Raw genomic sequence first — 25,342 nt, forward strand, 5'->3', positions numbered from 1 at the left:
CCTGCCCATTATAGCATAAGCCCTCCGGCTGGAAGTGACCCGATATACCTAGCAGCCGTATTCGGTAATCCGTAATCGGTAATCCGTAGGACGCTAACTTTGGTAAATGCCAACGGAAAACGGGATGCGGACTTTGGTCTACGGTTGCTATTCCGCCCAAATCGCGCCAACGCTTTTTGCCAGACAACAGAACGGCCGTTGCCCATACAACGGCCGTTGCCAATCATCAACTTCATGCCCCCCCACGCGGTCATCTGAAACAGCGGCGCGCTTATGCCGCAGGTCAGGCGCGGCGCAGTCGCCGGGCCATCAACAGCACCGCCACCAGCGCCAGGGCCACCAGCGCCACACCCCAGGTCTCGAAACCTGTATCGGGCAAGGAACCGCTGCCATCGCCCACCACCACCGGGATTGGCGTTGGTGTGCTGGCATCTGTTGAGTCGCCGAAGGTGCTTGTGCCCGATACGTTGGGCGTTCCGACATCACCGCTGCCCTCGCCAGTACCGCTGTCGGCCACCACCGGCGTATTGGTCGGTTGGGTGGTGGCTGTTGGCTGGGGCGATGGCGTAAAGGTTGGCGGTGGCGAGGGAGTTTCGCTGGGGCGCGCCTCCTCTGTTTCCATGGCCGCAATGGTTTGCGTCACCGCTTCATTGGTCACGGCGACAATGGCGTTTTGTGTCTCAATCGCCGCCACAGTAGCCAACGCAACCTCATTAGTTGAATCCCTGGTGAACAGGTTATAGGCCGAACATCCCGCCGCCAGGATAAAAACGAACAATAAAATACCAACGGCCGTCAAAAAAGGCCGGTTAGAGCCACCGGACGATTCTTGAGCTTCTCCCTGAACGATATATTCTTCGTCTTCCATCTTTCCCTCCATCTTGTGGGTTTCACCTGCACGCTGCAATTATATGATCGCTTCCATATTCGCGTAAGGTACAAATGCTATCTGCCCATTTTCCAACCGCACGTCCGCGCCGTGGGCTTTGCTGCCGGTGGGCATGGCCTGGCTCAACGCATACAGGTGGGCCACTGTCGCTGTCTGATTCAGATAAGGCTGGCGCAGCAGATGCACCCTTTGCCCGACGGACAAAGGCTCTGCCGCTGAACGTGGGTCTTGAGTCGTTGTTTTATCGGCCTGAATAACAATTTGCGGCCGTTCCGCTTTGCCGTCCGTCTTTTTGCCCAACAACGCCGTGCGCCGTCCGTCGGCCGCTCGCAGCAGGTCAAATACCGGCGCCGACATGCCATGCGTACCAATGCCGTCCGTCACAAAAACAGGCATGTCTATTAGACTGGCTAAACGGCATAAATCGGCTGGCAAACTACCGGTGATAATGCCGCGTACCCCGGTGTCGCGGGCGCGTTCCAATACTTTAGGTTGATCAAACCAACCAACGACAAGAATGGCGCTGCTGCATTCGGCGGTGATTTGCTCTGGGTAAAACAGTGAGTTTGCGGCCGTCGCCACCAACTTCAACAGGCCGGCGTCTTCGTCGTTGGTACTCCAGGCCGCTTGAATGAGCGACCCGAAAGTCTCTAACACGACGCCGCGGTCGCCGATGTATTCGGTCACCCGGCCAGCAACCAGAGCGCGTAATTCCACAATTTCCGACATTTGCCGCAGAATAAGACGGCCGTTACTCACCTCATACACCTCGCCATCCACCGGCGATTGATACTGCTGGCGGCGGCCGAGGAACCCTTTTCTGTCCACCAGAATCGCCCCCTGCACAACCCGGTCGCCCGGCTGCACCGTCAGGCAGGCAGATAACTCGGCCGGAGGAATTTGCAGGGTTTCACTCAGCGGCAAAATGCGATAGCGCGTAAACTGCGTCGCCCGCGCCACCGTTTGCATCGGGTTTACCGTCTGGCCAATGCCGGTGATGATCTCGCCAGCGATGGGCAGCAGCCGTTTTACCCGGAGACGAACATGGGGCGACACCATTCTGGTTGGAATCAGCGTTTGCATGGGTTTAATCACCTGATAGGTCTGGGAACAGTGTTGGGTGTTCAGTGTTCAGTAGACGTCATCCGAAGTCCGTATACCGTTGTTAGCCGCCTACGTCCCAGTACCATTTGCGTACTTGTTCTATTCGTTTATCGTCGTCGGGGGTGGGCAACGGCCGTCCCCGCGCATCCACCATCAAGCCCACAGCCCCGCCGCGCACCGACAGCTTTTTGCCTTTGCCGGGACCAAAACCCAGGTCAATCCGTTTGTCGGGCTGCAAAGATACGTCGGCTATCTGTCCAGAGTCGAGGATGGTGGCGTCTATACGGCCGTACTCCACATCCAGGTCAAACTGACCCTGCGGCGATTCCACCACACCCTTCACCACCGATTGCCCGGTCTGCACCTTGCCCGTCGGCGCAATCACCCAACCCAGGTCTGTCAGGACGCCCGCTTCCAACGCTTGCACCACCGCCAACGGCTGGTAAGCGGCCAATGCACCTAGCGCCGGCAGCACGCCATATTTATCCAACGCTACCGAAAAAATACCCGTCGGCTGTAGGGCATCCAACAACAGTAAAATTGCCTGTCCCGGCAGCGGCGTATTGGTCAACGTTTGCCCCCGCGCCAACAGCACGTTAAACGGTGGCAGCGCCTCCGGCGCGACACAGCGAATCATCTCCCGCGCAATCGCCTGTTCCAGATAAGATTCAAATTCCGTTGTCGGTATCGTTTGCGGATAAAGCGACTTATGCCAGATAAAGTCACGGATCTCGTCATCAGAAATGGCTTGTGGCATCCAACGGGCAATGGCCGCCGGCTCTACCTCATCCAAAAGATGAATGATCGGCTGGCCCATGCCCAGGTCATTGCGCATATACGTTTGCACGTGGTGGGCATCGGCCACCAGCACGGCCACGCTGTTGCTGCCCAGGTCTACGCCCACCACGCGCCCCTTGTGCAGCGCCGCAAAATACTTGGCGACGGTCGCAAAGGCTTGCAGTGTGGGAATAATAGGCTGCTTGTGCCATTCGTGCAGAGTGTGAACGCCCGGCAGCGCGCCGAGTTTTAAATCGCTGTACAAGTCGTTGACGATGCGTGCAGCGTCGGCCAGATTTTCTGTTTCCAGATTGGGGCGCACGTTTTCGGCCACATGGACTTTGGCGCGGTCTTTCAACAAGTCTCGCACCCGTTCCCGTAGATGCTTGTTACCGGCAAACAGCACCTGCACCGGCTGTTTGGCAGCCAACGGTCCAATGCCACTGCTTACCGTCTCTACCAGATGCAGCAGCCGCTGCTCTGCCCCGCCATCGGTGCCGCCCACAATAAATACCAGGTCTGGTCTTTGGGCGATGAGGGCGGCCAACATCTCTTCTGCGTTTTGCTCCTGGTTCAGGCTGAAGCTGTTGATCACATTGGCGTAGGCGGCGGCCACAACGCCACGGCCGCTGGACAGACTCACATCATCGAATAAGCCCACCAGCGATGTGATCAGCGGTTCGGCGGCGCTGGCAACGGCGGCAAATTGATCCACGCCTGACCCATTTTGCCGGGCGGGGGTGATGAGTTTGCGCTGCGGCGTCAGGAGGGCGCGGCCGGTAATGCTTTCCATTTGCTGGATGGCGTTCAGCACCCCGTCCATGATATTGAGCCAGGGTTCGCTGGCGGTGGTGGGCGCCATCGTCTGGCAAATGAGCCGGTAGGTTCCGGCGGCAATGTCGAACAGAGCGGCGGTGGTATTGACGCTGCCACACTCGACAACGAGGAACGACTCTAGCGCTTTGGTTTCTGAAGTTCCGGTTTCTTCGGCAATTGTCATGGGAGTAACTGTGTGATCTGCGTGAAGTAATAGCTAATGCGTTCGGTTAACAGCACCAGACTGGTGCTAAGGATGCCGGCAAACAGAGCGCCAAAGGTGATCGCCAGCACGGCCTGGCCTATTTGGGCAAATCCACGCTGCCATAACGGCCGTACCCATTCCCCCTGCTCGTTCTTTTTGCCACTAAAATGAAACGTCAGCAGCGCACACACTGTCAGGATAGCGGCGATGAAACCCTGGATAGGCGTCAGCAGCGAAGCGCCCTCGCCGCCAAATGCGGCAACCTGGGGCAGCAGTGTGCCGGAAATAGCTCCCACCAGGGCGACGGCCGCACCTACGCCCACCAGCAGCGCCGTGGCATTGTCGCCCAACCAGGCAAAGCGGGCCAAGCGCTGCAAGATCAACAGCAGCGCCAGCAGAATGGGAACCAACCACAGCAGCGAATCCAGGCTCAGTGGATTGAGCGCCAGTTGGGCAAAAACCGGCAAAATTACCTGGCGCAAGACGTAAACGGCCGCATACGCCGCGCTAACGCCAACGAGAATATGAACCGCCAATCGGTAGACAGGGTTGTCGTCAATGAGGTAGCTGAAAATCAACAACGTCAAAGCAAAACCGATGAAAAGACCCAGCGTATCGTTCATGCTCGTTTTGTCATCGTCCTTGTGCCCCAGGCTTTTTCCGGGCCGTGGCCATGATCAATGCGCCCACCACCAGCAGCAGCGCGGCGGCAAGCTGCACCAGGCTTTGTGCGCCATACTGCCGCTGCGCCTGGGCCAATGTATCTGAAGCGCCGACATGCGCGGCCAGGGCAACCGTCGCCGGCAGGCCGTCCAGGTAGCCTTGCAACTGGCCGCTGGCGTAATAAGGCGCTACCACTGGACCAAGCGCCTGGGTTGCGCCGACGACCAGAGGAACGTCGGCGGCCGTTCCGACTTGTTCTACCCAGTTAAGCAGATTGGCGCGTTCACCGGTCAGCACAATAATCAGCCCCAGGTCTTGTAAAGCAGTTTGGGCCTCCTGGCTGAGGCCGCGCCCTTGCAGTGTAGGGCAGGCCACTGGTGGGCTGCCGACACAATTGCCAAGCTGGCGCAGCCCAATGGCTTCACCGGCTAACATGCCCAGGTTGATGGGCGGCGTGTTCAATGATTGGGTGAGGCTGTCGGCAACGGCCGTACCTGCCGCCGATTGACTGACGATCAGGATTGGGCTGCCGTTGGCCTGGAGCTGGCCCAACAACAGCCGGGCCTGGTGGTCTAACTCGCCGGCCATTGCCGGGGTGTAGTCGAAGGCGACTAAAACAGGTTTGCCGGTGGCTGCGGTTACGGCCGTGTTCAGGGCAGCGGCGGCCGGTGGCAATGATGCCGGTGGGCGACCGGTTAACCAATCGGGACCGGCCAATGCCAAGGCAACGACTATCAGCAGCAGCGCCGCCAACAAGAAACGCAGCCCGCGCCGACCAGTGACTTTGACAGCCGCGCCGCCTTGATAAACAGCTTGCTGCTCTTCCTGGACAAGCTGGCGCAGCAGGCGCGCCTGCTGCTGCTGTTCCGGGGTAACAGTAAACGGAATCAACGGATGGACGCTGCGCGGCATGGCGACAATCGGTTCGATTTTGACCACGTCTGGCATTCCAGCCAGCGGGCCGGTGGTTTCTAGCTTAAAATCAATGGTGGCGGCCGGCTGGCCGCTGAGTTCTGCGGGTTTGAGGTTTTGAATCCAATCAGGAATTTCTGCTTTTTGCAGCAGTTCTTCCGGTGGCAGCGCTGCCGGTAACCCCGCCAGAATAGAGGCTAACTCGCTGGAAGGTTCACCCAGCTCACTCTCTGTATCTATCCATGAAGGGAGTTCCGCGCCCGATGGCGGCGCGGCCATTCTTTCCAGTGGGCGCACGGCCGTATCTTCCAACCATTCTGGCAGGTCGGCCTCGGCCATGTCGTCGGCGATGGCAAAAAAGTCTTGTTCCGTGGTGGGTAGTACAGATGGCAGCAGGCTGTCTTGCTGCCGGGCATCTTCCGGGCGCATATTGGCGACCCATGCAGGCAGGTCGCCGGTCTCGATCAATGTTTCCTCTGCTTCATCTTCCGCCACATCAAGGAAGGCGGCGTCTGTCGGTGTGGTTAACTGTTCTAGCCAATCGGCCAGTCCAGTTTCCTCCTCTGTTCCGTCTAAAATTTCGTCCAGGGAAGCCCATTCGTCGTCAGGGACGGCCACCGTTTCTTCGGCGGCTAAAGCCGGCCAGTCGGCCAGGTCGAATGTCTCGGCGATTTCATCTTCAGCGCTTGTGTCAGGCGGCGGTGGCGATATGGCCGTTTCAGCCGCGACGATGGTATTCCGGGCCACCAGATCGTTGGGGTCGAAGGCCGCCAGTTCACTCAACCAGTCCGGTTCTTTATCCAGGTCCAGGGCATAGATGTCCGACGTCTGTTCCACTATTTCGCTGAAGGACAGATCCTCGGCCGGCTGTTCCAACGCCGCCGGTTCCTCGGCGACAGATGCGGTTTCGACTGGCGCCAGACCTAACAAATCGTCCAACATGTCGGCCATGAACATGGGCGTGGTTTCGCCGGAAGTGGACTCGGCCGGTTCCAACTCATCCAGCCAATCGGGCAGCGCCCCGGTCATGCCAAAGGCCATAGCTTCTTCGGCTTCGTCTTCGTCTGCTTCGGCGTCGGTTGGCGTGGACTGTTCGGTCCACCAGTCAGTCAGGTTTACGTTTACCAGCGAGGGCACGGCCGTTGCCTGATCAGCGGCCAACCAATCCTCGGCAGCGTCGTCGTCGGTCCATTCAGCGGCGGCTGGTTCCGTCTGTTGCGGCGGCGACTCGTCTATGTCATCCAGCCAATCGGTTAACGATTTGTGGGCTTTCTCTTCTGGCAGCGATGTGACGGCCGTTGCCACTGGCGCAGCATCCCAGATGTCATCATCACCCTCTTCTTCTTCCTCGTCATCGTCAAAGCCGGTCAACCAGTCAGAAACAGCTTTCTGGGCGCTTACGTCGGCCGCCGAAGTTGTTGTTGGCTGTGGGCTTCCCGGCAGCGCCAACTCGCTGGTATCTGGCGGCGAAACGAGCCAATCTGGGTAATCGTCGTCCTCTTCTGCTGGTTCCTCTTCATATGTCCCCGAAGAAGGCAAAGACAACCCGTCTGTATCCGGTATGTTGTTGCCAACCAACCAGTCTGGCACGCCTTCGCCGGATAAAATGGCTTCCAGCGTCGGGTCGGCTGGCAGCATCGTTGGCCGCGAAAGCATATCCGTATTCGGCGGTTCCAATTCGTCCAACCAGTCGGGTAAGCCATCAGACTGGGAGATAGTCGGCTGGCTCGCCGCTGCCTGCGCCGGTTGGGACAGAATGTCGGTATTAAGCGGGCCTAACTCGCTCAACCAATCCAGATCATCGCTGTCTCCCGTTTTTTTGGCTGGCGTTGGCGTTTTGGCTGGCGCTGCGGTTGGCGTTTCTGCTGCCTCGCCAGTGGACTGTACAAAGTCTTGCAGCCATTCTGGCAGTTTACCGCTGCCGACAATAGCCGGATCGCTTAACATGCCGGTCAGTTTTTTGCGTTCTTCTTCGTCAACTTGTTGAATCAGGTTGAGAAAATGCTCGGTGGTGATGTCTTGTGGCGCTTCAATGGGATATTCCTGGCTGCTGGAATCAACCAGCCAGGCTGGCAGATCGTCTGTTACGCCGCGCTGTTCTGGTGTCAGGTCTGACAGACGGGGCAGCTTGCCGGTGTCGGGTTTGTCGCCTTCTGGGCTGGCGGCCCCTTGCCCGGCCCGCAGCCAATCCATGACGTTATCGGCGTTTAACTCACCAGTTTCTCCTGGTTTGCGGACTGGCAACGAGAGCATCTTGGCGCTGGTGGGCAAATCCTCGGCGGCCGCGGCGGGCGTCTGGCTGGGCGGCGGCGCCTCTTCTTGTACCAGGCGTGAACCGCACTTGTCGCAGTAAAAATTGCTGGTCGGGTTGGGCGTCTGGCAGCGGGGGCAGATCAGGCTGGTGCTTTTAGGCAGGCGAGCGCCGCAGTTGCTGCAAAACTTGCCGCCGGGTGGGTTGGGCGTATGGCATTCCTGGCAAATGGTCTTGATAGTCATTTGTTATACGGCCGTTCCAGGCCCAGTAAAAGACGCGCGCTCAGGGTAACAGCGCCTAAAGCGACGCCAATCAAAATACCACGCATACCGGCGCTGACGATGATGTTTTGGATGAAGTCGCGCACTTGTTGCAGCCCACTGCTGACAAACTGGGGGACGAGTGGGCTGACGATGAGGGCATTGCTGAGGAGAATGAGTACGGCCGTTAGCAAAAATAAAACCGACGATACCGTGCGTTGACGCTGTAACAGACGAATCCCCGACAGCAGCAAGAAAAAGGCCAGCAGCGAGGCCAGGGCGGCTTCCAACGGCGCCTGCACCCAGGCAAAAACTAATGCCATACTGCCGCTGGTGATGTCCAAAAGGTCTGTCAGCCCCAGACCAAAAACGACGGCCATGCTGAGTACCAACACGGAGCTGTATAGCCGCTGCCCACTTGTGGGACCTTCGCCAGGTGTTCGTTGGCCGGCCCTGCGTGGCGTGTAAACCACGCGCTGCGCATGGACACTGAACAGGTTGATGGCCCCTAGCAGTAAGGCAACGGCCACCAGGAAACTGGCCCATTCCAGAACGAGATTGCTGATTTCAGGGATAGAAAACAGTAGCCCAACCAGGGTGAGAACCCCAAAGAAGACAGCGATAGCAAGTGGAAGACCTCGTTTAAACATAACAGTGATCAGGCGCTGGTTTAACAGCCGGGTTAACCGGCAAACAAACGATAAACAGCCAGACCTAAAATAGTCAGGCTGAGCAGGATACGGGCTGCATCTTGGATTTGCAGACTGGCTATCTGGTGGGGTTGGCCCTGCAAATAAGCGGAGGCGGCTAACAATTCTTCGCCGATGAGTACATTGTCGGTGACGGGCATGGCAACTGCCAAAGCCAATGGGTCGTCTGAGCCGATAACTTGCTGCACCTGGTTGCGACCGGCGACTTCGGCCACCAGAGCCAATTCCTGGCTAAACTGCCCGACCATCACACTGCCCAAAATTTTATTCTCTTGAATCACGCTGGCGACGCCGCCAGCATAAGCAAAGGCATCGGTGGTGTTGGCGACAAAACGGGCGACGCCGGGGGGGATGCCTACGCTGCTGTTGGCGTATTCGGCGGCATGGCGCAGGTTGTTCTCTGCCAGGGGCAGCAAGGTTCCATCGCCGACAGTGGTGATGGGTGGGGTATCATTGGCGCAGCCATCTTCGGCCAACCGGTCTAATACGGCCAGGGCGGCGATGCTGGTGGTGGCCGCCGCGCCTGTCAGGCTGGCGCGACCCAGGCTGACGTGGAGTTGGCTGGCGCTTTCGATGGCCCGCCCTACCTGGCCTTTGAGGGCGGTGTAACCAGTTAACGGCCGTAACGCCGGTTTTTCTTGTCCGGTCAGCCGACGGCTCCACAACAAAATGGCGGCGGCAACCACAACGATGATGACTGGCGGTAACAGGTCGTTCATCGGGCGTTGGCCTCCAACCGGTGAACCAACGCAGCGACGGCCGTTGGGTCTTCGAGCAGGCGCGCCGTTTGCCGGACAGTTTCATGGCTGACCACCAACGACAATGCCGGTTCAGCCAGCCATAACAACTGCCCACCAATAAAAGCCAGTGGACCGCCTGCTTCCAGGGCAATCAGCGCCGGAAGCCGCAGACCGCGCCGACAAAAGGCCGCCGCCAACTGGTCAATGAAGCTGTTATGGTCTGTCGCAGTCTGGTCAGGCGTTTCCTGATTCATGGCACACTCTTCTCAAAATTTTTACCCCGGCGAACTTTTAGCCATCTTTCTAACCGTCTGCGGTGTTTGTTATAACAGTTAACGTAACATAATATATTGGGGCGAGTATAACACGTTTAGATGAGGGTGTAAAGCAATGATACCCCCTTGTGGCTGCGGCGGGTGGTCTGTGCCACTCGACGAAACAGGGTACAATTCTACGCCACAATCGGATATATTTTTTGGCTGGCGGTGATAGGCCATTGGTACTATGAAAAGAGCAAGGGCCGCGTGCAAATACAGGTGATTCTAAATCCGGCGGCCGATAACGGCCGTGCCCGACATTTCCAGGCTCCTATTCTTCAGGCGGCCGCGCCGCTTGGCGGCCTGGAGGTTGTTGTGGCGCAGCGTCCTGGTCATGCGGTGGACCTGGCGCGCCTGGCGGCCGAGGCGGGGGTTGGCCTGGTGGTGGCCGCCGGCGGTGATGGCACGGTTCATGAAGTCATCAACGGCTTGTATACTTCTGGCAGCCCGCAAGCCAGGTTGGGCGTTATCCCACTGGGTTCGGGCAATGATTTTGCCTTTAGCGCCGGCCTGGCCGCAGATTGGGCAGCGGCCGTGCCCCGCCTGTTTTCCGGCCAAAGCAAGTGGGTAGACCTGGCCCGCATTGAAGCGGATAACGGCCGTGTCCGATACTTCGGCAACAACTTCGGCGTCGGTTTCGACGCCCGTGTGGTGGTGCAAACCATCAAGATGACCCGCGTTCATGGCTTTATGAAGTATTTTTTCGCTGTGCTGCACAGCATTGCCTTCTACTACCATACGCCTCATCTGGACATTCATTTCGACGACGACGCTGCTGCTCAGCGAGTATTATTTTTGGCTTTGGGCATTGGGCGGCGCAGCGGCGGCGGCTTTCTGCTAACGCCCGATGCGCGTCAGGATGACGGCCTGATTGACAGTTGTCTGGTAAATCCCATTGGCCGGTTGACAATGCTGCAAATGTTGACGCAGGCGGTTAAAGGGACTCACATCCACAGCCGCCACGTTACCATGCGCCAGAGCCGGCGCATTACCATTCAGCTTCGGGAACCGACGCCCATGCACATAGATGGCGAGATGTTTGCCTACCCTGAAGACAACGTTCGCCAGGTGACCATCACCAGCATTCCCGCCGCTCTAGAGGTGGTGGGGTAAACTGAACCATGCCTGAGAATCAAATAGCTATAGCTGTCCAGAAAAGCCTTTTCCTACGGTTGTAGAGCGATTTTCCAAATCGCCCAAAGAACGATTTGGAAAATCGTTCTACAAATTGCGCGAAGATTTCTCTGGACACCTATATTCCAATGGAGAAGTGTATGCGTTCTTTAGAACAAGCCCTTCAGGATCATGATTTAATCGTTTTGCGTGTCATTGGCGAGTGGTGGGAGATGGACCTGACCGGCATGGACAAGGCGGCCTGTGTCCGAACGCTGGCCCAGGCGTTGGCGCAGTTGGACATGCCACAAGAATTGCTGTATCTGTCGCCCGAAGAGGCGGCGGCGCTGCAAGAATTGATCCAGGCCGGTGGGCAGGTCCCGGTGGCGGCCTACAGCCGGACGCATGGCGAAGTGCGCCTGATGGGGCCGGGTCGTTTGGAACGCGAAGAACCGTGGTTTGACCCCGTTAGCCCGGCCGAGTCATTATGGTATCGTGGTTTTTTGTTTCGCGGCTTCGACGAGACGGCTGAAGGGCTGATTGAGTTTTATTATTTGCCGGGGGAACTGCTGGGCCAGTTTCCGCAGGCGGGTGGCAAAGAGGCGGCGGACACGGCCGTTTCCCCCGCCATCTCCTTGCAGCCCGCAGCCGCGCCAAAACTGGTCAATACGGCCGTCCACGATGCCGTAGACGACCTGACCACGCTGCTGGCCGCTGCCCAAACTACCAGCCTGGGACCAGAAACCCTGGCCGCTATACGGCCGTTGTTGGGCGACGCCAACCCCGACCGCCTCTCGCTGCTGATGACCCTGGCCGATGAAATGGGCCTGCTGCGGCAGGCAGACAATGTGCTGCGACCGACGCGCGCCGCCATCAACTGGCTCAAGCAAAGCCGCGAAGCCCAACTGCGCGACATGGCCGAAGCGTGGAGCAGCTCCATCTGGAACGACCTGTGCCATACACCTGGGCTGCGCTGCGAAGGCGAAGGCTGGAGCAACGAACCCATCCTGGCCCGCGCTGCCTTGTTGGACCATCTGCCGCGTACCACTGATTGGTATCGTCTGGCTGACCTGGTAGCCCACATCAAACTTGATGACCCAGATTTTCAGCGGCCAGACGGCAACTACGACACCTGGTACGTGCGCGACCTGGCGGGTGACGCCTATGTGACCAGCTTTGCCAATTGGGATTTGGTAGAAGGGCGGCTGCTGCGCTTTTTGGTGCGGGGGCCGTTGGCCTGGCTGGGCCTGACGGAAACGGGTTTTGATGGCGACGATTTGTTCCACCTGACGGCGCGGGGACTGGGCTGGCTGCAAGGCCAGCCGCCGACGGCCGATGAAGTCCGTGTGCCTTTAGTGGTGCAGGCCGACGCCACCGTTTTGGTCCCGCACAATGCGGACCGTTACCAGCGCTTCCAGGTGGCCCGCATCAGCGAAGCCGAACCAGTGGCGGCCGGGCAGCCGTATCTGTACCGGCTGACGCCGGCGACATTGGCCGCGGCGCAGCAGCAAGGCATTGTCGCCGACCGTATTTTGCAATTTCTGGCGGAGGCCAGTGGACGGCCGTTACCCATGAGTGTCAAGCGTTCGCTGGCGCGTTGGGCGGAACGGGGGGTGGAAGGGCGGCTGGAAACGGCCGTTATTCTGCGCGTGCGCGAGGCGGGTATTCTGGAAACGCTGCGAGCCAACCCCAAGACACGGCCGTTTCTGGGCGAAAGCCTGGGCGACCTGGCGGTGATGGTGCGCCGGAACGACTGGGCCAACCTGCGCGAAGCCACCGCCCAATTGGGTCTGCTGCTAGATGACGCCGGTGTTCTCTAATCATCAATCCTTCGGCAAGCTCAGGACCAATGGTCAATCGCTATGAAGCTATTTAACAAGAAAGCGGACAAGGACGCGGCGGGATTTTATACGGCCGTTGCCGCTGCCGAACTGCCCGAAGGCCAGATGCTTACTGTGGACCTGAACGGCACAAAGGTGATCCTGGTGCGTTGGCAGGGGACGCCGCACGCCGTGAGCAGCATTTGCCCCCACGCTGCCGCCGATTTGTCTGGCGGCGAATTTTACCGGGGCAAGCTGGAATGCCCCGACCACGGCTACTGCTTTGCTGTGTCTACTGGCCGCACACTGTGGCCGGAAGATGAAATGGTCCGGCTAAAACGCTACGTTGCCAAAGAAGAAGCCGGGCAGATAAAAGTAAAACTGTAGCTTTTGTGGGCGTTCCGGCATTCAGGGCGTGAGTCTGTGGCGCGTTGTGCGGGGCGGGTCCTGGCTCTGAAGCGCCGCATATGTGGCTGTTTGTCGCGTATAGTACCATTGTCTTACAATATATAGTATAGTACAGGCAATGGAAGAGAGAAGGCCCCGTGTTGCTGCTGCTTTGATTGGGGACATCCAACAAGACCTAAACGCTAAAACAAAATATGGATGTTTCTTCTCAGCGCTGGAAGAAATTTTCCCGCTCGTCGAAATATATGACGCCAGTTTGTCTGGCATGTTTCGCTATCTTAATGCTGCGCAAACATTTCATCCAGATAGGCAGCATTGGCGGGAACGGTTTTATAAGAATGCGCCGGCGTTTCGGCTGCGTTCCTGGTTGGCGAGCCGGCATTTTCAACAGCTACGTGGACAGGTTGACCTGATTGTGCAGTTAGGGGTCTTGTTTGATGTGCGCTGGCGGGCGAATACGCCTCCCAGTGTGATCTATGTGGATTACACCGCATATCTGACGGCGCAACGGCCGTTATCCGGCCGTTCTCCTTTTTCCGAGCGTCAGCGACGGGATTGGTTGACCCTGGAACGCAGCACTTTTCGCAAAGCCAGCCACATTTGCACCCGCAGCAGCCTGGTGCGCGAATCTATCATCCATGATTATGGCATTGCCCCGGAAAAAGTGACGGCCGTTGGCGGCGGCGTTAATTTTGCCCAGATGCCGTCACCTATCACCTACCAGCCCACCGACACACCCACGATACTCTTTATTGGCAAAGAGTTTTACCGTAAAGGTGGAGATATTTTGCTTCAGGCGTTTATGCAGGTGCGGCAGGTGGCGCCTGGGGCGCGGCTAAAAATGCTTACAACCCATCCGCTCCCCAACGATTTTTCCGATAGCGGCGTAGAAATCATATCTCCCACCTGGGATCGGCAGGCCATTGCTGCTCTGTATGCTTCCGCCGATTTGTTTGTGCTGCCTTCGCGGCTGGAAACGTGGGGCGATGTCTTGTTGGAAGCCATGAGTTTTGGCTTGCCGTGCATTGGGGTAACGGGGGAGGCAATGGCAGAAATCATCGAGCATGAATTTTCAGGGCTGCTGGTGGAGCGGGAAGATGTGGACAGTCTGACGGTGGCAATCATCCGTTTGCTGACGGATTTTGATTTACGCCGCCGCTTGGGCCAGCAAGCCCGTGTCCAAGTGGAACAGACCTACAACTGGGCAGACGTGGTAAAACGGCTGCGCCATTCTCTGATTTCGGCCGGCGTGGCCGATTTGTCTGTTGGTTAGAAAGAAAAGTTATGTCAAAACCTGGCAGTTTCCGCAAACTTGCCCGGTCTGAGAACCGAAGTTGTTATGTTTATAAAAGTATGGCGTAAACTGAAAAACTGGCTGTTTCCCTCTTGTCCCTGGATTGCTTTTTTAGGCGTGGATGGCAGCGGCAAATCCAGTGTGATCCAGGCATTGACAGAGACGCTGCCGCCCACCGGTTACGCCGGTTTGTTTGTTCTGCACCGCCGTCCGCGTATTGTTTATCGCCAGGCGACGGCCGTGCGCCAGGGAAAGATTGAACATTATCACAAGCCGCCTCATAGCTCTTGGCGCTCGGTCCTGAAGTTGGCGGCCATGTGGTTGGATTGGCTGGTGGGGTATGTGGTGTATGTTCACGGGCGTCGCGCGCGCGGGTTCCTGGTTATCGCCGACCGTCATTCGCTGTTAGATGTGCAAGCCGACCCGCTGCGCTATCGGTATGGCGGTTCGCCGCGATGGGCGCGCCTGGCAGCGCGGTTCCTGCCCATGCCCAACGTCGTCTTGTTGTTGGACGCGCCAACGGCCGTTTTGCAGACCCGCAAGCAGGAATTGACGGTCGAAAAAATGAATGAACTACGGCAAAACTATCTTAATCTGGTGCAAACGTGCGGCTGTGGCTGCGTGATTGCTGCCAGCCAACCGCTGGATCAGGTGGTGGCCGACGTGCGCGAGGTTATCGAGAAAGCCAGAGTCCTCAGGTGAAGTCTGGTCTCTTAAACGAAGGTGTGTCATGTTTTCTGGCCTGAAACTGCAAAGATTTGTTGTTCTGGCTTTAATCGTTACCGTTATGATTGTCTGGGGATTTGGTCGCCCGGCCCTGGCGGTACAACAAGACGAGGTTGTCGAAATCGTCACCTCGGTCAGCGCAGAGGCCGCCACCAGGCAGAAGACAGCGCCTCGGGTCTGGCTGGAAGCGCCGGCTACGGCCGTTGCCGGGCAAAACGTCACTGTTCAACTAATGGTCGAAAACGTTGCAAACCTGGGGGGCTATGAAGTAACCCTGGCCTATGATCCGGCGCGCCTGGCGCTGCGAACGGCCGTGCCTGATCCCGCTCTGTCCAGCGGACGAGAACTATTCAGCCTGGGCCATGTGCGTCTGGCCGAGGGTCTCATCCTGGGCGTGGCTACGTGCCCGGTGGCCGACTGCGCCGCTGCCGCTTACCAGGATGCACCCCGCAGCGCCAACGGCGCGTCGGGCCGGTTGGAATTAGCCACTTTTGAATTTGTTGCGCGCGGCCAGGAGCAGTTAACCCTCGACCTGGCCGAAATTTTGTTGGTAGACACGTCTGGCCGCGCTCTGTTCGCCAGCCAGCGCTATCAAGCCGACCTGGACGCGGCGGCTGCGCCTGTCGCTGCCCTGGATTTGTCTGGCAATCAGGTGGTCAACGATGCCGACGCCTATCTGGTGGTGGATGTCTGGCGCGATTCGCTGCGCAACGGCCGCTGCTTTCATCCCAACGTGGCCCATTACGACGTCAACGCCAGCGGCTGCCTGAACACCGCCGATGTGCAAACCATTCTGGCTGCCTGGGGGCAGTCGGTCGGTTCGCCGCCGGATATTGCGGCCGGCGGCCTGTCGCCGGAAGCCATTTTTACCGTCAACTCGGCCCTGGACCAAAGCGACCAGACTCCTGGCGATGGCATTTGCCTGACGGCCGTTGGGACCTGCACCCTGCGGGCGGCCATTCAAGAGGCCAACGCCCGGCCCGGCCCGGACACCATCCAGTTCGACATTCGCAACGCCAATGGTTCTTGCCCTAACCTGGTGACCATCTATCCAGGCAGCACGCTCACCATTGACGCCTACGACAACGCCAGCCTGACCATTGATGGCTACAGCCAGTGCAGCGCCTCGGCTAACACGCAGTGGCTCACCGGGGACGCCGTCATCAAGATAGAGATACGCGGCGTCAGTGCTGCCTATGTGTTTGGGCTGCATATTCTTTCGCCCAACAATCTTGTCAAGGGATTGGCTGTCTATAATTGGCACCGCCAGATTCAGGTGCTGGGCACACGCGCCCACCACAATACCATCGCCGGCAATTTCATTGGAACCAATGCTGCCAATACATTTACCCAATCTATTGGCGGTATTGAAGGGGATGGCTTGCGCATTCAATTGGGGGCGAACAACAACCAGGTTGGCGACGCGAATCCGGCGGCGCGCAACATCATCTCCGGCAACGATCAAGATGGGCTGGACCTGGAGTTGGCGGACTTCAATGTTGTTGTTAACAATTATATTGGCCTCAAACAAACCGGCGCCGTTGCTTTGTTCAATGTGGCCGATGGGGTAGATGTGGCCGAAGGTGCGGCCAACAACCAGATAGGCGGTCTGAATCCGGGCGAACGCAATGTTATCAGCGGCAACGGCCGTGATGGCATCGAAATATCCCACGAATTTACAACGCAGGGCAACCACTTTGTCGGCAATTTTATTGGCCTGAATCCTGGCGGCACAGCGGCAATCCCCAACCGCGACCGCGGCATCACCTTTGAAGATAACGTAAACGCCAATTTCGTTTATCGCAATGTTATTGTGGGTAATGGCGGGGATGGCGTGCGGTTTTATACCGTGTTCAACAACGATTTGTACGATAACTTTATTGGCGCCGCGCCCACCGGCCTGGGGCCGCTAGACGTAGTGCCTGTGCCCGGCGCCGAAAATGGCCTGCTCGCCCTACCCAACGGTTCCATGCCAGCGAGAAATAAAGGTCTGAGCGGCGTCTATATGACTGCTGGCAGCCAGAATAACCGTGTGACCCATAATACCATCGCTTACCATCCAGAGTACGGCATCTACCTGGACGTGGACAAGGGGTATCTGACTTACGGCACATGCCAGACATATTACAATACGTTCAGCCAGAACAGCCTGTACGATAATGCCGCCAGAGGCATCCGACTGCGTTCCAGTGTTTGCGACGATGGCCTGACATATTATCCCAATGAGGGCGTTGCTTTCCCACAGATCACGTCGGCGACAACGGCGCAGGTGGTGGGCAATACATGCGCCGGCTGTCTGGTGGAACTGTTTATCTCGGACAAAACAGTGGTGGACAACCCCGGTGGTGATAATTTTGGCGAGGGCAAAACCTATCTGGCGCAGGGCGCAGCCAACGGCAGTGGCAGTTTTGCCATCGCCATCAGTGGCATTGATGCCGGCGCGATTCTTACCGCCCACACCACCGACAGCGCAGGCAATACGTCTGAGTTTGCCCGCAATGTGGCGGTTCTTGCCCTTCCTACGCCAACCAACACCCCAACGATGACAAATACGCCCACGGCGACCAGTACGGCCACTTCCACAGCAACCAGTACGCCGACTGCCACTACCACAGCCACAGCAACCAGCACAGCGACGCCGACCAACACAGCCACAGCAACCAGCACAGCGACGCCGACCAACACACCCACAGCAACCAACACAGCGACACCAACCAACACAGCTACGCCAACCAATACGGTTACAGCAACGAATACAGCTACGCCAACCAATACGGCTACAGCAACGAATACAGCTACCGTGACGAACACCCCCACCGCAACCGGCACACCTACGGCGACGAGTACGCCCACGGTGACGAGTACGCCCACGGTTATAGGCGTACCGCCAACCTACTTTACGTTTTTACCTATCTTGAGCAAACATTAACGCCTGATGGTCGCCGGGCTGGCAGCCTGTCGGAAAAGTAAAAATTGATACATGGATGACACGGATTTTGTAATAAACAGGGGAGACTCCGGGAGGTTTGTCGCTGCTGTCAGGGTCGTCTCTAGCCTCGTTTACGGGGCGTCGTTTTTTAGCCTGGGGCTTTAGCTCCAGGTGCAGCGGACAACCGGCGACGACTAGCGCTAAAGCGCCGGTCTACAAAACAACGCCGGGTAAACCCGGCTTTTATCCCTTTGCCCACCGATTGACCCCGAAATACTGAGAAGATACGATTTATCTGCATGGTTCATTCCAGGCGATATGTGCTTTACAAATTTGGCAAGAAAGCGCGTCATGCTGAGAGCCTGTGCTGAGCTTGCCGAAGCATCCCCCGAAGCATCCCCTTCCTCTGCTGGGAGCGGGATGCTTCCCCGTTCGACGTTGCTCAGGGCCGAAGACTCTGCTCAGACCTTGTCCTGAGCAACGCCGAAGGAATGACAATTCAGCGTAAATTTGTAAAGAAGATGTTTCGCTCGATGAACCATGCCGATTTGTCTGTGAAAATCCGTCCTATCCGTTCAATTCGTGTACTTATCTTGAGTTCCCTGACAACCTGCTAGACGAGGGTATCTATGATGTCGCGGGGTTCGGGAAGACGGGCGGGGCTGGCAACGGCCGTAAACACCTGACTGATGGAAACAGGGGGGCAGATCAGTTGGGCCAGCCGGAGCGTGGCGCGGTCATAGTGGTTAATGAGAGTGGGGTAAGCTTCTAGGGGCAGCGGGTGCAGCGCCTGGGCCTTCTCCCAGGCAGACTGACGGGCGCGCCGTAGGCTAAAATTGCCCAGGGTCTCGTCGGCCTGCCCGCCCAGGCTGTCTACCAAACGAAACAGGCGGGAGGATTGATTGACGCCTTCCTGAACCTCGTCCAGCAGGCCGGCCAATACCTGGTTCACCGCAAAAAAATCACTCTGGAGATTATCTAGTGGACAATCGTGGCACACCTGCGCGGCGGCAATGCCCAGGTCCAGGTTGATGTGGGCGTTCATGCCCAACAGAAGGTGATGCAGCACCGAGGGATGAGGGTCTTGGGCGCGGTCGAAGGTGTAGGCCCAGGCGCGGGTGGGCTGCTGCCCCTGGCGATACTGCCAGTATGCCTCAATGTAGCGATTGGCAAACACCACGTCCAGGTGTTCCATGAGAGGGGGGTTTTGGAAACGGCCGTTTTCCACCCCTTCCTTAATCCGCACCGTCACTTTGCGGTACATGGCCGGAAAGAAGCCCAGGCGACTGTTTTGCTGCCAGGACGCATCAATAATGCTGCTCAGATCGTGAATGACGTCGTCAATGGTAACGGCCGTCATGTCTGTGCCTGCCTGTTGTTGTTGCGTTGCATCAGCAAATGATAACGGGATTACCCAGATGGTCAAGCGCTGTAGGCGGGCAGATTCATACGGCCGTTGTCGCCTTCCCCACCTTATGGCAAAATTGGCAACGGCCGTTCGCCAACTCGGCAAATCTCATACCGTCAGGAATTCGCTATGGTTGCCAATCAGCGTCAGAAAATTTGGGTGATAAGCCTCCTGGTCCTGGGAGTGATCTGGGCTATTTTTAGCCTGTCGCAAACCACACTGGGCCAAAGCAGCGAGCGCATTCCGGCGCTACCCACCACACCATCACCAACGTTAACCATGACATCAACGGTGACAATAACGCCGACTGTCACGGTGACGTCAACGGTCACGTTAACGCCAACCGTAACCCTAACCCCAACGATAACCGCAACACCGACGATAGATCCGCTGATCACCCTGGAACCCAGAAATTATCTACCGGCCATCGCCAAAGACCCCTCGCCCACGCCCACAGAAACCCCTACGCCCACGCCAGCCCCCGCCTGCCTGCCGTGGCCGGAAATCCCACCCGGCAGCGCCGCCAACGAAGCCACCATCCGCGGCAGCATCAACCAGCAGCGCGGCGACAACGGCTTGCCCGCCCTGGCCCAGACCCATGAATTGGAACAATCATCGCGCCGCCACAGCCTGGACATGGCCGAAAACCACTTCACCGCCCATACCGGCTCCGATGGCAGCACGGCCGCCGTCCGGATGCGCGAAGCGTGTTACGATTGGAACTATTGGGGTGAAATTATCGGCTGGGGTTTTGGCGGCGACCCGGCGGCGATGATGGATTGGTGGCTGAACAGCCCTGTCCACCGGGCGATGATTCTGAATGGCTTTGTGCAAGACTTTGGCGTGGGTTATATCCGGCTGCCCGGCAGCGATTGGACCCATTACTGGACGGTGAACTTTGGTCGCCGTGCCACTTTAGCGCCAGTGGAAACAGAAAAGCTGTACTTGTGCCAATTTAGCCTGGAAAGTGAATTGGGCGGCAGTTCGGTGCGCTTTTTCAGTGCGGAGCCGTGTGGCTTGTACCAGTAAACGGCCGTTGGCTCAACTTCCCACCACCCGAAAGTGCGCCTCCAGGTTCACCAGGTCTACTTCGCTGACGGCGACGGTGATTCGGCTGTCTAACGGCCGTTCTCCCTTCACAACCAACCGCGTGTCCAGGTCCAGGTCGGGCAGCAAGACCACATCTTTGTGTCCCCGCTTCTCGACAAGAACACCTTCTCCCTGCCAGCCTGGGTTTTGCCGCAGATAAACCAGCGTCCAGTGGCGGTTAGCCAGCCGCTCGGCGCGGCGCGCATCGCCAGATACGGCGTCGGCTGCGCCCACGCGGGCCATCACCTCCTGCGCATCCAGCAGGGGTTCGCCCGTAACAAAGGCGCGCACCTGCTGGTGGACCACCATGTCCAGATAGCGACGCAGGGGGCTGGTGGCCTGGGCGTACATGCCCAGACCCAGGCCGGTGTGGGCGCCGGGCACGCTGCTGGCCTGGCTGGGGCGCATCAGGCGGCGGCGGGCGAAAAATTCGGCGGTGGTGCCGGCTGGCGGCAGCGGCTCGGTTGGCGGCTCCTGAATGGTATAGGGCAGCGGGATGTTGTGGGCGAAGGCAAAACGGGCGATGGCTTCACCGGCCAGCAGCATGGCGTCGCGCACCAGGTCGCGGCTGCGCAGATTGGGCAACGGCCGTATGCTCACCTTGCCGGCCTCGTCAACCCGCAGCCGCACTTCCGGCAGATCAATCTCTATCGCGCCGTTTTCGCGGCGGCGCTGTTCGGCCCGCTGCGCGATTTCGTATAAAGTTTTGAACGGCTCTTCGGTTAGACGGCCGTCTACCTCCTCATAGGTCAGGCGCGTCACGTGGACCCAACTGGGCACAATCTCCAAATTCGTCACCGAACCGTCTGGCCCCAGGTCCAGCCCAAATGACAGGGCGGGCGACAGTTCAGCCAGCCCCAACCCCAGCCAATGGGTCGCCACTGGCGGCAGCATGGTGATGGTCCCTTCGGGCAGATACAGGTTGGCGCCGCGGGCGCGGGCTTCCAGGTCCAGCAGGCTGTCGGGCGCGACCAGCGCGGCCACATCGGCCACGTGTACCCACAGACGGCCGTTTTCCCAGCTCAGGGCGTCGTCGGGGTCCTGGTTGCCTTCGTCGTCAATGGCAAAGGCCGGCAGGTGGGTCAGGTCGCGCCGTTCCTCTTCCGGCAGCGGCGGCACGGGCAGGTCCGGCGAGGTGGTGGGCAGCCCGGCGCGGGCGGGATACGGGTTGTGGCTTTCGTCCCAATAACCGACGCGCAGCAGCAGGGCGTGGGCGGCTTCTGGCGTTTCTGGCTGGCCGAGGGCGCGCAGGGCCAGACTGCGCTGGGTTTGCCCCTGGGCCAGCGCAGCGGGTTCTTGCAGATAACGGCCGTCCCCTGCCGCCACCTCACCCTTGCCCAACCGGGTCAGAAAATCTGACCATGCCTTTTCTTCGGCGGCTTTGGCGGCGCGGGCGGCCTGTTCAGCGGCGGTTTGCTCCGGGGTGTGAACGGTGATGGCCGCGATGGAACCGCTGAAGTAGAGACCATCGGCCACTAACTGCCAGGCAGCCCAGGCGGTGATGGGGGTGTAATCGGCAAATACCAATTCAGCCAGCTCTGGTAGGCTGCTGACACTGTCCTGGAGCAAGTCCCAGGCGGTAGCCACATCGCCAACCGGCGGTGTGAGGTTGGCCAGGTTGGCGATGGGGCCAGGATGGAGCAGGTCTATGTCTTTGGGGCGCACGCTGAGGGTACGGCCGTCGGCCAGGGTAATCTCCACCTTTTTCTCGTTGATTTTACTCAAGCGCGCCGCCTGATTTTTGTACAGCACCAGACTATTAAGCGGTAAATCGGCGGCGGATAGTGTCGTGTCGGGCATCGTGTTAACCTCGTGTAGCCATAAGATGTGGCGCGACCAAAGTGCGTCACGGTTGACTATTGTAAGGGAGTTGCCTGTGGCGAACCAATTTAGACCCTGGGGGTTCCAGAATACTCACAGGGTCCAGATCGCACAATGACATTTTTCCCTTATGCACTCCATCTTGACTGACTCAGGAGGGGCATGGTATGATGAACCTGCCAATTATTTTATGTATAATGGGTTATGTCATATAATTTGGCTCTGAATGGGCGTATTTTGCTGGCAAGATTCGTTTTTTCGCAGGCCAGTTCTTGTGAAATTCGACGCTTGACGAAAGACAGTTAAGGAGGATAAATCATGACTCGTCGGATAATTTACATTTTGCTGGCGGTTGTTGTCGTATTGGCTGTTGTCTTGGGCATTCGTTGGTGGTTGAATCGTGACACCGGACAGGACACAGTAACCGATGGAACGGCCGCCGTGGTGGATGATACGGGGTCGTATCCGGTGGCCGAAACGACAACTGATCAGACTGCCCCTGGAGGCGACACAGGGACAACTGGCGAAACGGCCGTCACCGACAGCTCGGCTGCCGGAACGGAAACGACCGATACGGCCGTGACCGAAGGAACCACACCAGAAGGCGAGCAAACGGCCGTTGGTGATGGTGAAGACAGCAATGCCGGAGATGCCGCTGAACAGCCGACCGACGCCACCACACCCGACTCAGCGCTGGGTGGAACGGCTGAATCGGGTGATCCCAATGCCGGCGGCGGTGTGGTTGAGGCAGGGCCGGCCGATACGTCTGGCGAAACGGCCGATGCAACGACTGGCGCAACGACTGGCGATACGGCGGCCACTTCTGAGGCGGCCGGTACAGGCGGCGTGGTGGGTGTTGTCCCGCCAATTGCCATCCTGGTAACGCCCGGCCAATCGGTGCGGCATACGGTGCAAAACAACGAATGGCTTGTGCAGTTGGCCCGCTGCTACGGCACGACAGTTCCTGACATTCGCGCCGCCAATTACATCCCCGTCGCCGATCTTATTTATCCCGGTGCGGTACTCACCATCCCCAATCCGGGCAGCGCCGGCCCGATTACCATCAACGAGATGCCCTGTTTTGTCTATCACACCGTGCAGCGCGGCGAAAATTTGTCGCGGATTGCTCAGGATTACGGCATCAACTTGCATTGGTTGGCGCGCATTAACGCCATCTACAATTACAATTACATTCAGGCGGGGCAGGTGCTGGTAATTCCCAACCCGGTTCCGCCGGAATTGACGACGGCCCCATCAGCCTGGCGCTGACACCGCTAGAAGACCTGACGGCTATTTAAGGGTACAGAAAAAAACAGCCCGCACCGGTTCCGGTGCGGGCTGTTTTTTGAATGTGGATGATGGAGAGAAACGGCCGTTCCCCTGTCCTCTCCATCATCCATCCGTCAGACAACCCTCCGAGGCAGACTGCACGTTCTTGATGTATTTGTACAGCGTGCCCCGTGTCGCCTTGTAGGGCGGCATCGTCCAGGCGGCGCGGCGACGGGACAGCTCGGCGTCGCTCAGGGAAACGTCAATGGCGTGCTTTTGCGCGTCAATGGTGATCGTGTCCCCGGTTTGCACCAGGGCAATGGGGCCGCCTTCCTGCGCTTCCGGGCAGATGTGCCCCACGATGAAGCCATGACTGCCGCCGGAGAAACGGCCGTCTGTCAGCAGCGCTACGTCTTTCCCCAGGCCCGCGCCCATAATCGCGCTCGTCGGCGTTAACATTTCCGGCATTCCGGGGCCACCCTTTGGCCCTTCAAAGCGGATCACAATCACGTCCCCCTTCACAATTTCGCCCTGCTCCAATCCGGCCAGCATCTCTTCTTCCGAATCGTACACCCGCGCCGGACCACTGAAAACCACCCCTTCCTTGCCGGTGATTTTGGCGACCGCGCCATCCGGGGCCAGGTTGCCGCGCAAAATCTGGATGTGGCCGGTCTCTTTAATTGGCTTCTCCAATGGGTGAATGACCTCTTGTCCGGTGGACAGATCGGGTACGTCGGCCAGGTTTTCGGCGACTGTTTTGCCCGTTACCGTCAGGCAGTCACCGTTGATGTGGCCGTTTGCCAACAGATATTTCATCAGGGCTGGTGTGCCGCCGACCTGGTGCAAATCTTCCATCACAAAACGGCCGCTCGGCTTCAAATCGGCCAGGAACGGCACACGGTCACTGACGGCCTGGAAATCGTCAATGGTCAGGAGAATACCGGCCGTTTTGGCCATGGCGATCAGGTGCAGCACGGCGTTGGTGGAGCCGCCCAAAGCCATCACCACCGCCATCGCGTTCTCAAACGCGGCGCGGGTCATGATATCGCTGGGTTTGATGTCGCGCTCCAGCAGCAGTCGCATCGCCGCTCCGGCGCGCACACATTCGTCTAATTTATCCGGCGATTCGGCCGGATAAGAGGCGCTGTAGGGCAAACTCATGCCCAACGCTTCGATGGCCGAGGCCATCGTGTTGGCCGTGTACATGCCGCCGCACGCGCCGGGACCAGGGCAAGAATAGCGCACAATCGCCTGCCGCTCCGCATCGCTGATTTTGCCGGCGATGTATTCGCCATAGCTCTGAAAGGCGGACACGATGTCCAGCTTGTCGTGCTGCGCGGTGCAGCCGGCGCGAATCGTGCCGCCGTACACCATCATCGCCGGCCGGTCCAGGCGGGACATTGCCATGATGCAGCCGGGCATGTTTTTGTCGCAGCCGGGCAGGGCGATGAGGCCATCGTACCATTGGGCGGCCATGAGCGTCTCGATGGAATCGGCGATGATCTCGCGCGATTGCAGCGAGTAGCTCATGCCATCTGTGCCCATGCTGATGCCGTCGCTGACGCCGATGGTGTTAAAGCGCATCGCCACCAGGTTGGCGGCTTCGACGCCGGCTTTCACCTGGGCGGCCAGGTCGAGCAGGTGCATGTTGCAGGAGTTACCGTCGTACCACATGCTGGCGATGCCGACCTGGGCTTTGTCCATGTCGGCTTCGCTCATGCCGGTGGCGTAGAGCATGGCTTGGGAAGCGCCCTGCGCTTTGGGTTGGGTGATGCGGGAACTGTATTTGTTGAGTTGGGTCATGTTGCCTCCACACTA

General features: G+C 58.5%; 19 protein-coding genes. 8 read left to right on the forward strand and 11 right to left on the reverse strand.

Annotated features, from left to right (window positions below; genetic code table 11):
• Window positions 1–283: 283 nt before the first annotated feature.
• The 8 genes from IPM39_14020 to IPM39_14055 form a co-directional block, all read right to left on the reverse strand.
• Complete coding sequence (locus IPM39_14020) at window positions 284–868, reverse strand: hypothetical protein (GenBank protein MBK8987173.1); 585 nt, start codon at window positions 866–868, stop codon at window positions 284–286.
• Window positions 869–907: 39 nt separating this feature from the next.
• Window positions 908–1,972 carry a hypothetical protein gene (locus tag IPM39_14025; protein ID MBK8987174.1) on the reverse strand — a complete coding sequence of 355 codons (1,065 nt, stop codon included), beginning with the start codon at window positions 1,970–1,972 and terminating at the stop codon, window positions 908–910.
• 82 nt (window positions 1,973–2,054) lie between these two features.
• Window positions 2,055–3,770: a glutamate mutase L gene (locus IPM39_14030; GenBank protein ID MBK8987175.1), complete on the reverse strand. Its 1,716-nt coding sequence runs from the start codon at window positions 3,768–3,770 to the stop codon at window positions 2,055–2,057.
• Window positions 3,767–4,414 (reverse strand): hypothetical protein, encoded by a 648-nt coding sequence (locus IPM39_14035; protein ID MBK8987176.1) that lies wholly within the window; start codon window positions 4,412–4,414, stop codon window positions 3,767–3,769. Before IPM39_14035 ends, IPM39_14030 begins: the two co-directional genes overlap by 4 nt.
• A gap of 10 nt (window positions 4,415–4,424) precedes the next feature.
• A complete protein-coding gene (locus IPM39_14040) occupies window positions 4,425–7,862 on the reverse strand; it encodes a zinc ribbon domain-containing protein (GenBank protein MBK8987177.1) in 3,438 nt (1,145 codons plus the stop codon).
• A complete protein-coding gene (locus tag IPM39_14045; GenBank protein ID MBK8987178.1) occupies window positions 7,859–8,530 on the reverse strand; it encodes a hypothetical protein in 672 nt (223 codons plus the stop codon). Before IPM39_14045 ends, IPM39_14040 begins: the two co-directional genes overlap by 4 nt.
• Before the next feature lie 32 nt (window positions 8,531–8,562).
• Window positions 8,563–9,309, reverse strand: coding sequence for a hypothetical protein (locus IPM39_14050; GenBank protein MBK8987179.1), 747 nt, complete (start codon window positions 9,307–9,309; stop codon window positions 8,563–8,565).
• On the reverse strand, window positions 9,306–9,584 hold the full coding sequence (locus tag IPM39_14055; GenBank protein MBK8987180.1) for a hypothetical protein: 279 nt from the start codon (window positions 9,582–9,584) through the stop codon (window positions 9,306–9,308). The genes IPM39_14050 and IPM39_14055 overlap by 4 nt, the downstream gene beginning before the upstream one ends.
• Before the next feature lie 270 nt (window positions 9,585–9,854).
• On the opposite strand from IPM39_14055, the gene IPM39_14060 reads away from it, so the two are divergent.
• The 6 genes from IPM39_14060 to IPM39_14085 all read left to right on the forward strand — a co-directional run bounded on the left by IPM39_14060 (window position 9,855) and on the right by IPM39_14085 (window position 17,937).
• On the forward strand, window positions 9,855–10,760 hold the full coding sequence (locus IPM39_14060) for a diacylglycerol kinase family lipid kinase (GenBank protein ID MBK8987181.1): 906 nt from the start codon (window positions 9,855–9,857) through the stop codon (window positions 10,758–10,760).
• Between the two features lie 161 nt (window positions 10,761–10,921).
• Entirely contained in the window at window positions 10,922–12,580 is a 1,659-nt protein-coding gene (locus tag IPM39_14065) for a helicase-associated domain-containing protein (GenBank protein MBK8987182.1), read from the forward strand.
• A 42-nt stretch (window positions 12,581–12,622) separates the two neighbouring features.
• Complete coding sequence (locus tag IPM39_14070; GenBank protein MBK8987183.1) at window positions 12,623–12,967, forward strand: Rieske 2Fe-2S domain-containing protein; 345 nt, start codon at window positions 12,623–12,625, stop codon at window positions 12,965–12,967.
• Between the two features lie 286 nt (window positions 12,968–13,253).
• On the forward strand, window positions 13,254–14,261 hold the full coding sequence (locus IPM39_14075; protein MBK8987184.1) for a glycosyltransferase family 4 protein: 1,008 nt from the start codon (window positions 13,254–13,256) through the stop codon (window positions 14,259–14,261).
• A gap of 66 nt (window positions 14,262–14,327) precedes the next feature.
• Window positions 14,328–14,984, forward strand: a complete 657-nt coding sequence (locus tag IPM39_14080) for a hypothetical protein (GenBank protein MBK8987185.1) — start codon at window positions 14,328–14,330, stop codon at window positions 14,982–14,984.
• A gap of 28 nt (window positions 14,985–15,012) precedes the next feature.
• Complete coding sequence (locus tag IPM39_14085) at window positions 15,013–17,937, forward strand: right-handed parallel beta-helix repeat-containing protein (GenBank protein ID MBK8987186.1); 2,925 nt, start codon at window positions 15,013–15,015, stop codon at window positions 17,935–17,937.
• A gap of 613 nt (window positions 17,938–18,550) precedes the next feature.
• Here the strand turns inward: IPM39_14085 and IPM39_14090 are convergent.
• Window positions 18,551–19,450, reverse strand: a complete 900-nt coding sequence (locus tag IPM39_14090; protein ID MBK8987187.1) for a hypothetical protein — start codon at window positions 19,448–19,450, stop codon at window positions 18,551–18,553.
• A 24-nt stretch (window positions 19,451–19,474) separates the two neighbouring features.
• On the opposite strand from IPM39_14090, the gene IPM39_14095 reads away from it, so the two are divergent.
• Window positions 19,475–20,374: a CAP domain-containing protein gene (locus IPM39_14095; protein MBK8987188.1), complete on the forward strand. Its 900-nt coding sequence runs from the start codon at window positions 19,475–19,477 to the stop codon at window positions 20,372–20,374.
• A 12-nt stretch (window positions 20,375–20,386) separates the two neighbouring features.
• On the opposite strand, the gene IPM39_14100 is transcribed toward IPM39_14095, so the two are convergent.
• Complete coding sequence (locus IPM39_14100; GenBank protein ID MBK8987189.1) at window positions 20,387–22,234, reverse strand: RNB domain-containing ribonuclease; 1,848 nt, start codon at window positions 22,232–22,234, stop codon at window positions 20,387–20,389.
• Window positions 22,235–22,573: 339 nt separating this feature from the next.
• On the opposite strand from IPM39_14100, the gene IPM39_14105 reads away from it, so the two are divergent.
• Window positions 22,574–23,524: a LysM peptidoglycan-binding domain-containing protein gene (locus IPM39_14105; GenBank protein MBK8987190.1), complete on the forward strand. Its 951-nt coding sequence runs from the start codon at window positions 22,574–22,576 to the stop codon at window positions 23,522–23,524.
• 123 nt (window positions 23,525–23,647) lie between these two features.
• Here the strand turns inward: IPM39_14105 and ilvD are convergent, their stop codons facing one another.
• Window positions 23,648–25,327: a dihydroxy-acid dehydratase gene (ilvD, locus tag IPM39_14110; GenBank protein ID MBK8987191.1), complete on the reverse strand. Its 1,680-nt coding sequence runs from the start codon at window positions 25,325–25,327 to the stop codon at window positions 23,648–23,650.
• Window positions 25,328–25,342: the final 15 nt, after the last annotated feature.

Source organism: Candidatus Leptovillus gracilis (genome assembly GCA_016716065.1).
Classification (GTDB): domain Bacteria; phylum Chloroflexota; class Anaerolineae; order Promineifilales; family Promineifilaceae; genus Leptovillus; species Leptovillus gracilis.

Excerpts from the sequence above, each read along its gene's own strand:
- IPM39_14020 (MBK8987173.1), bottom strand. The coding sequence starts at position 868 with ATGGAAGACGAAGAATATATCGTTCAGGGAGAAGCTCAAGAATCGTCC.
- IPM39_14025 (MBK8987174.1), bottom strand. The coding sequence starts at position 1,972 with ATGCAAACGCTGATTCCAACCAGAATGGTGTCGCCCCATGTTCGTCTC.
- IPM39_14030 (MBK8987175.1), bottom strand. The coding sequence starts at position 3,770 with ATGACAATTGCCGAAGAAACCGGAACTTCAGAAACCAAAGCGCTAGAG.
- IPM39_14035 (MBK8987176.1), bottom strand. The coding sequence starts at position 4,414 with ATGAACGATACGCTGGGTCTTTTCATCGGTTTTGCTTTGACGTTGTTG.
- IPM39_14040 (MBK8987177.1), bottom strand. The coding sequence starts at position 7,862 with ATGACTATCAAGACCATTTGCCAGGAATGCCATACGCCCAACCCACCC.
- IPM39_14045 (MBK8987178.1), bottom strand. The coding sequence starts at position 8,530 with ATGTTTAAACGAGGTCTTCCACTTGCTATCGCTGTCTTCTTTGGGGTT.
- IPM39_14050 (MBK8987179.1), bottom strand. The coding sequence starts at position 9,309 with ATGAACGACCTGTTACCGCCAGTCATCATCGTTGTGGTTGCCGCCGCC.
- IPM39_14055 (MBK8987180.1), bottom strand. The coding sequence starts at position 9,584 with ATGAATCAGGAAACGCCTGACCAGACTGCGACAGACCATAACAGCTTC.
- IPM39_14065 (MBK8987182.1), top strand. The coding sequence starts at position 10,922 with ATGCGTTCTTTAGAACAAGCCCTTCAGGATCATGATTTAATCGTTTTG.
- IPM39_14070 (MBK8987183.1), top strand. The coding sequence starts at position 12,623 with ATGAAGCTATTTAACAAGAAAGCGGACAAGGACGCGGCGGGATTTTAT.
- IPM39_14075 (MBK8987184.1), top strand. The coding sequence starts at position 13,254 with ATGTTTCGCTATCTTAATGCTGCGCAAACATTTCATCCAGATAGGCAG.
- IPM39_14080 (MBK8987185.1), top strand. The coding sequence starts at position 14,328 with ATGTTTATAAAAGTATGGCGTAAACTGAAAAACTGGCTGTTTCCCTCT.
- IPM39_14085 (MBK8987186.1), top strand. The coding sequence starts at position 15,013 with ATGTTTTCTGGCCTGAAACTGCAAAGATTTGTTGTTCTGGCTTTAATC.
- IPM39_14095 (MBK8987188.1), top strand. The coding sequence starts at position 19,475 with ATGGTTGCCAATCAGCGTCAGAAAATTTGGGTGATAAGCCTCCTGGTC.
- IPM39_14100 (MBK8987189.1), bottom strand. The coding sequence starts at position 22,234 with ATGCCCGACACGACACTATCCGCCGCCGATTTACCGCTTAATAGTCTG.
- IPM39_14105 (MBK8987190.1), top strand. The coding sequence starts at position 22,574 with ATGACTCGTCGGATAATTTACATTTTGCTGGCGGTTGTTGTCGTATTG.
- ilvD (MBK8987191.1), bottom strand. The coding sequence starts at position 25,327 with ATGACCCAACTCAACAAATACAGTTCCCGCATCACCCAACCCAAAGCG.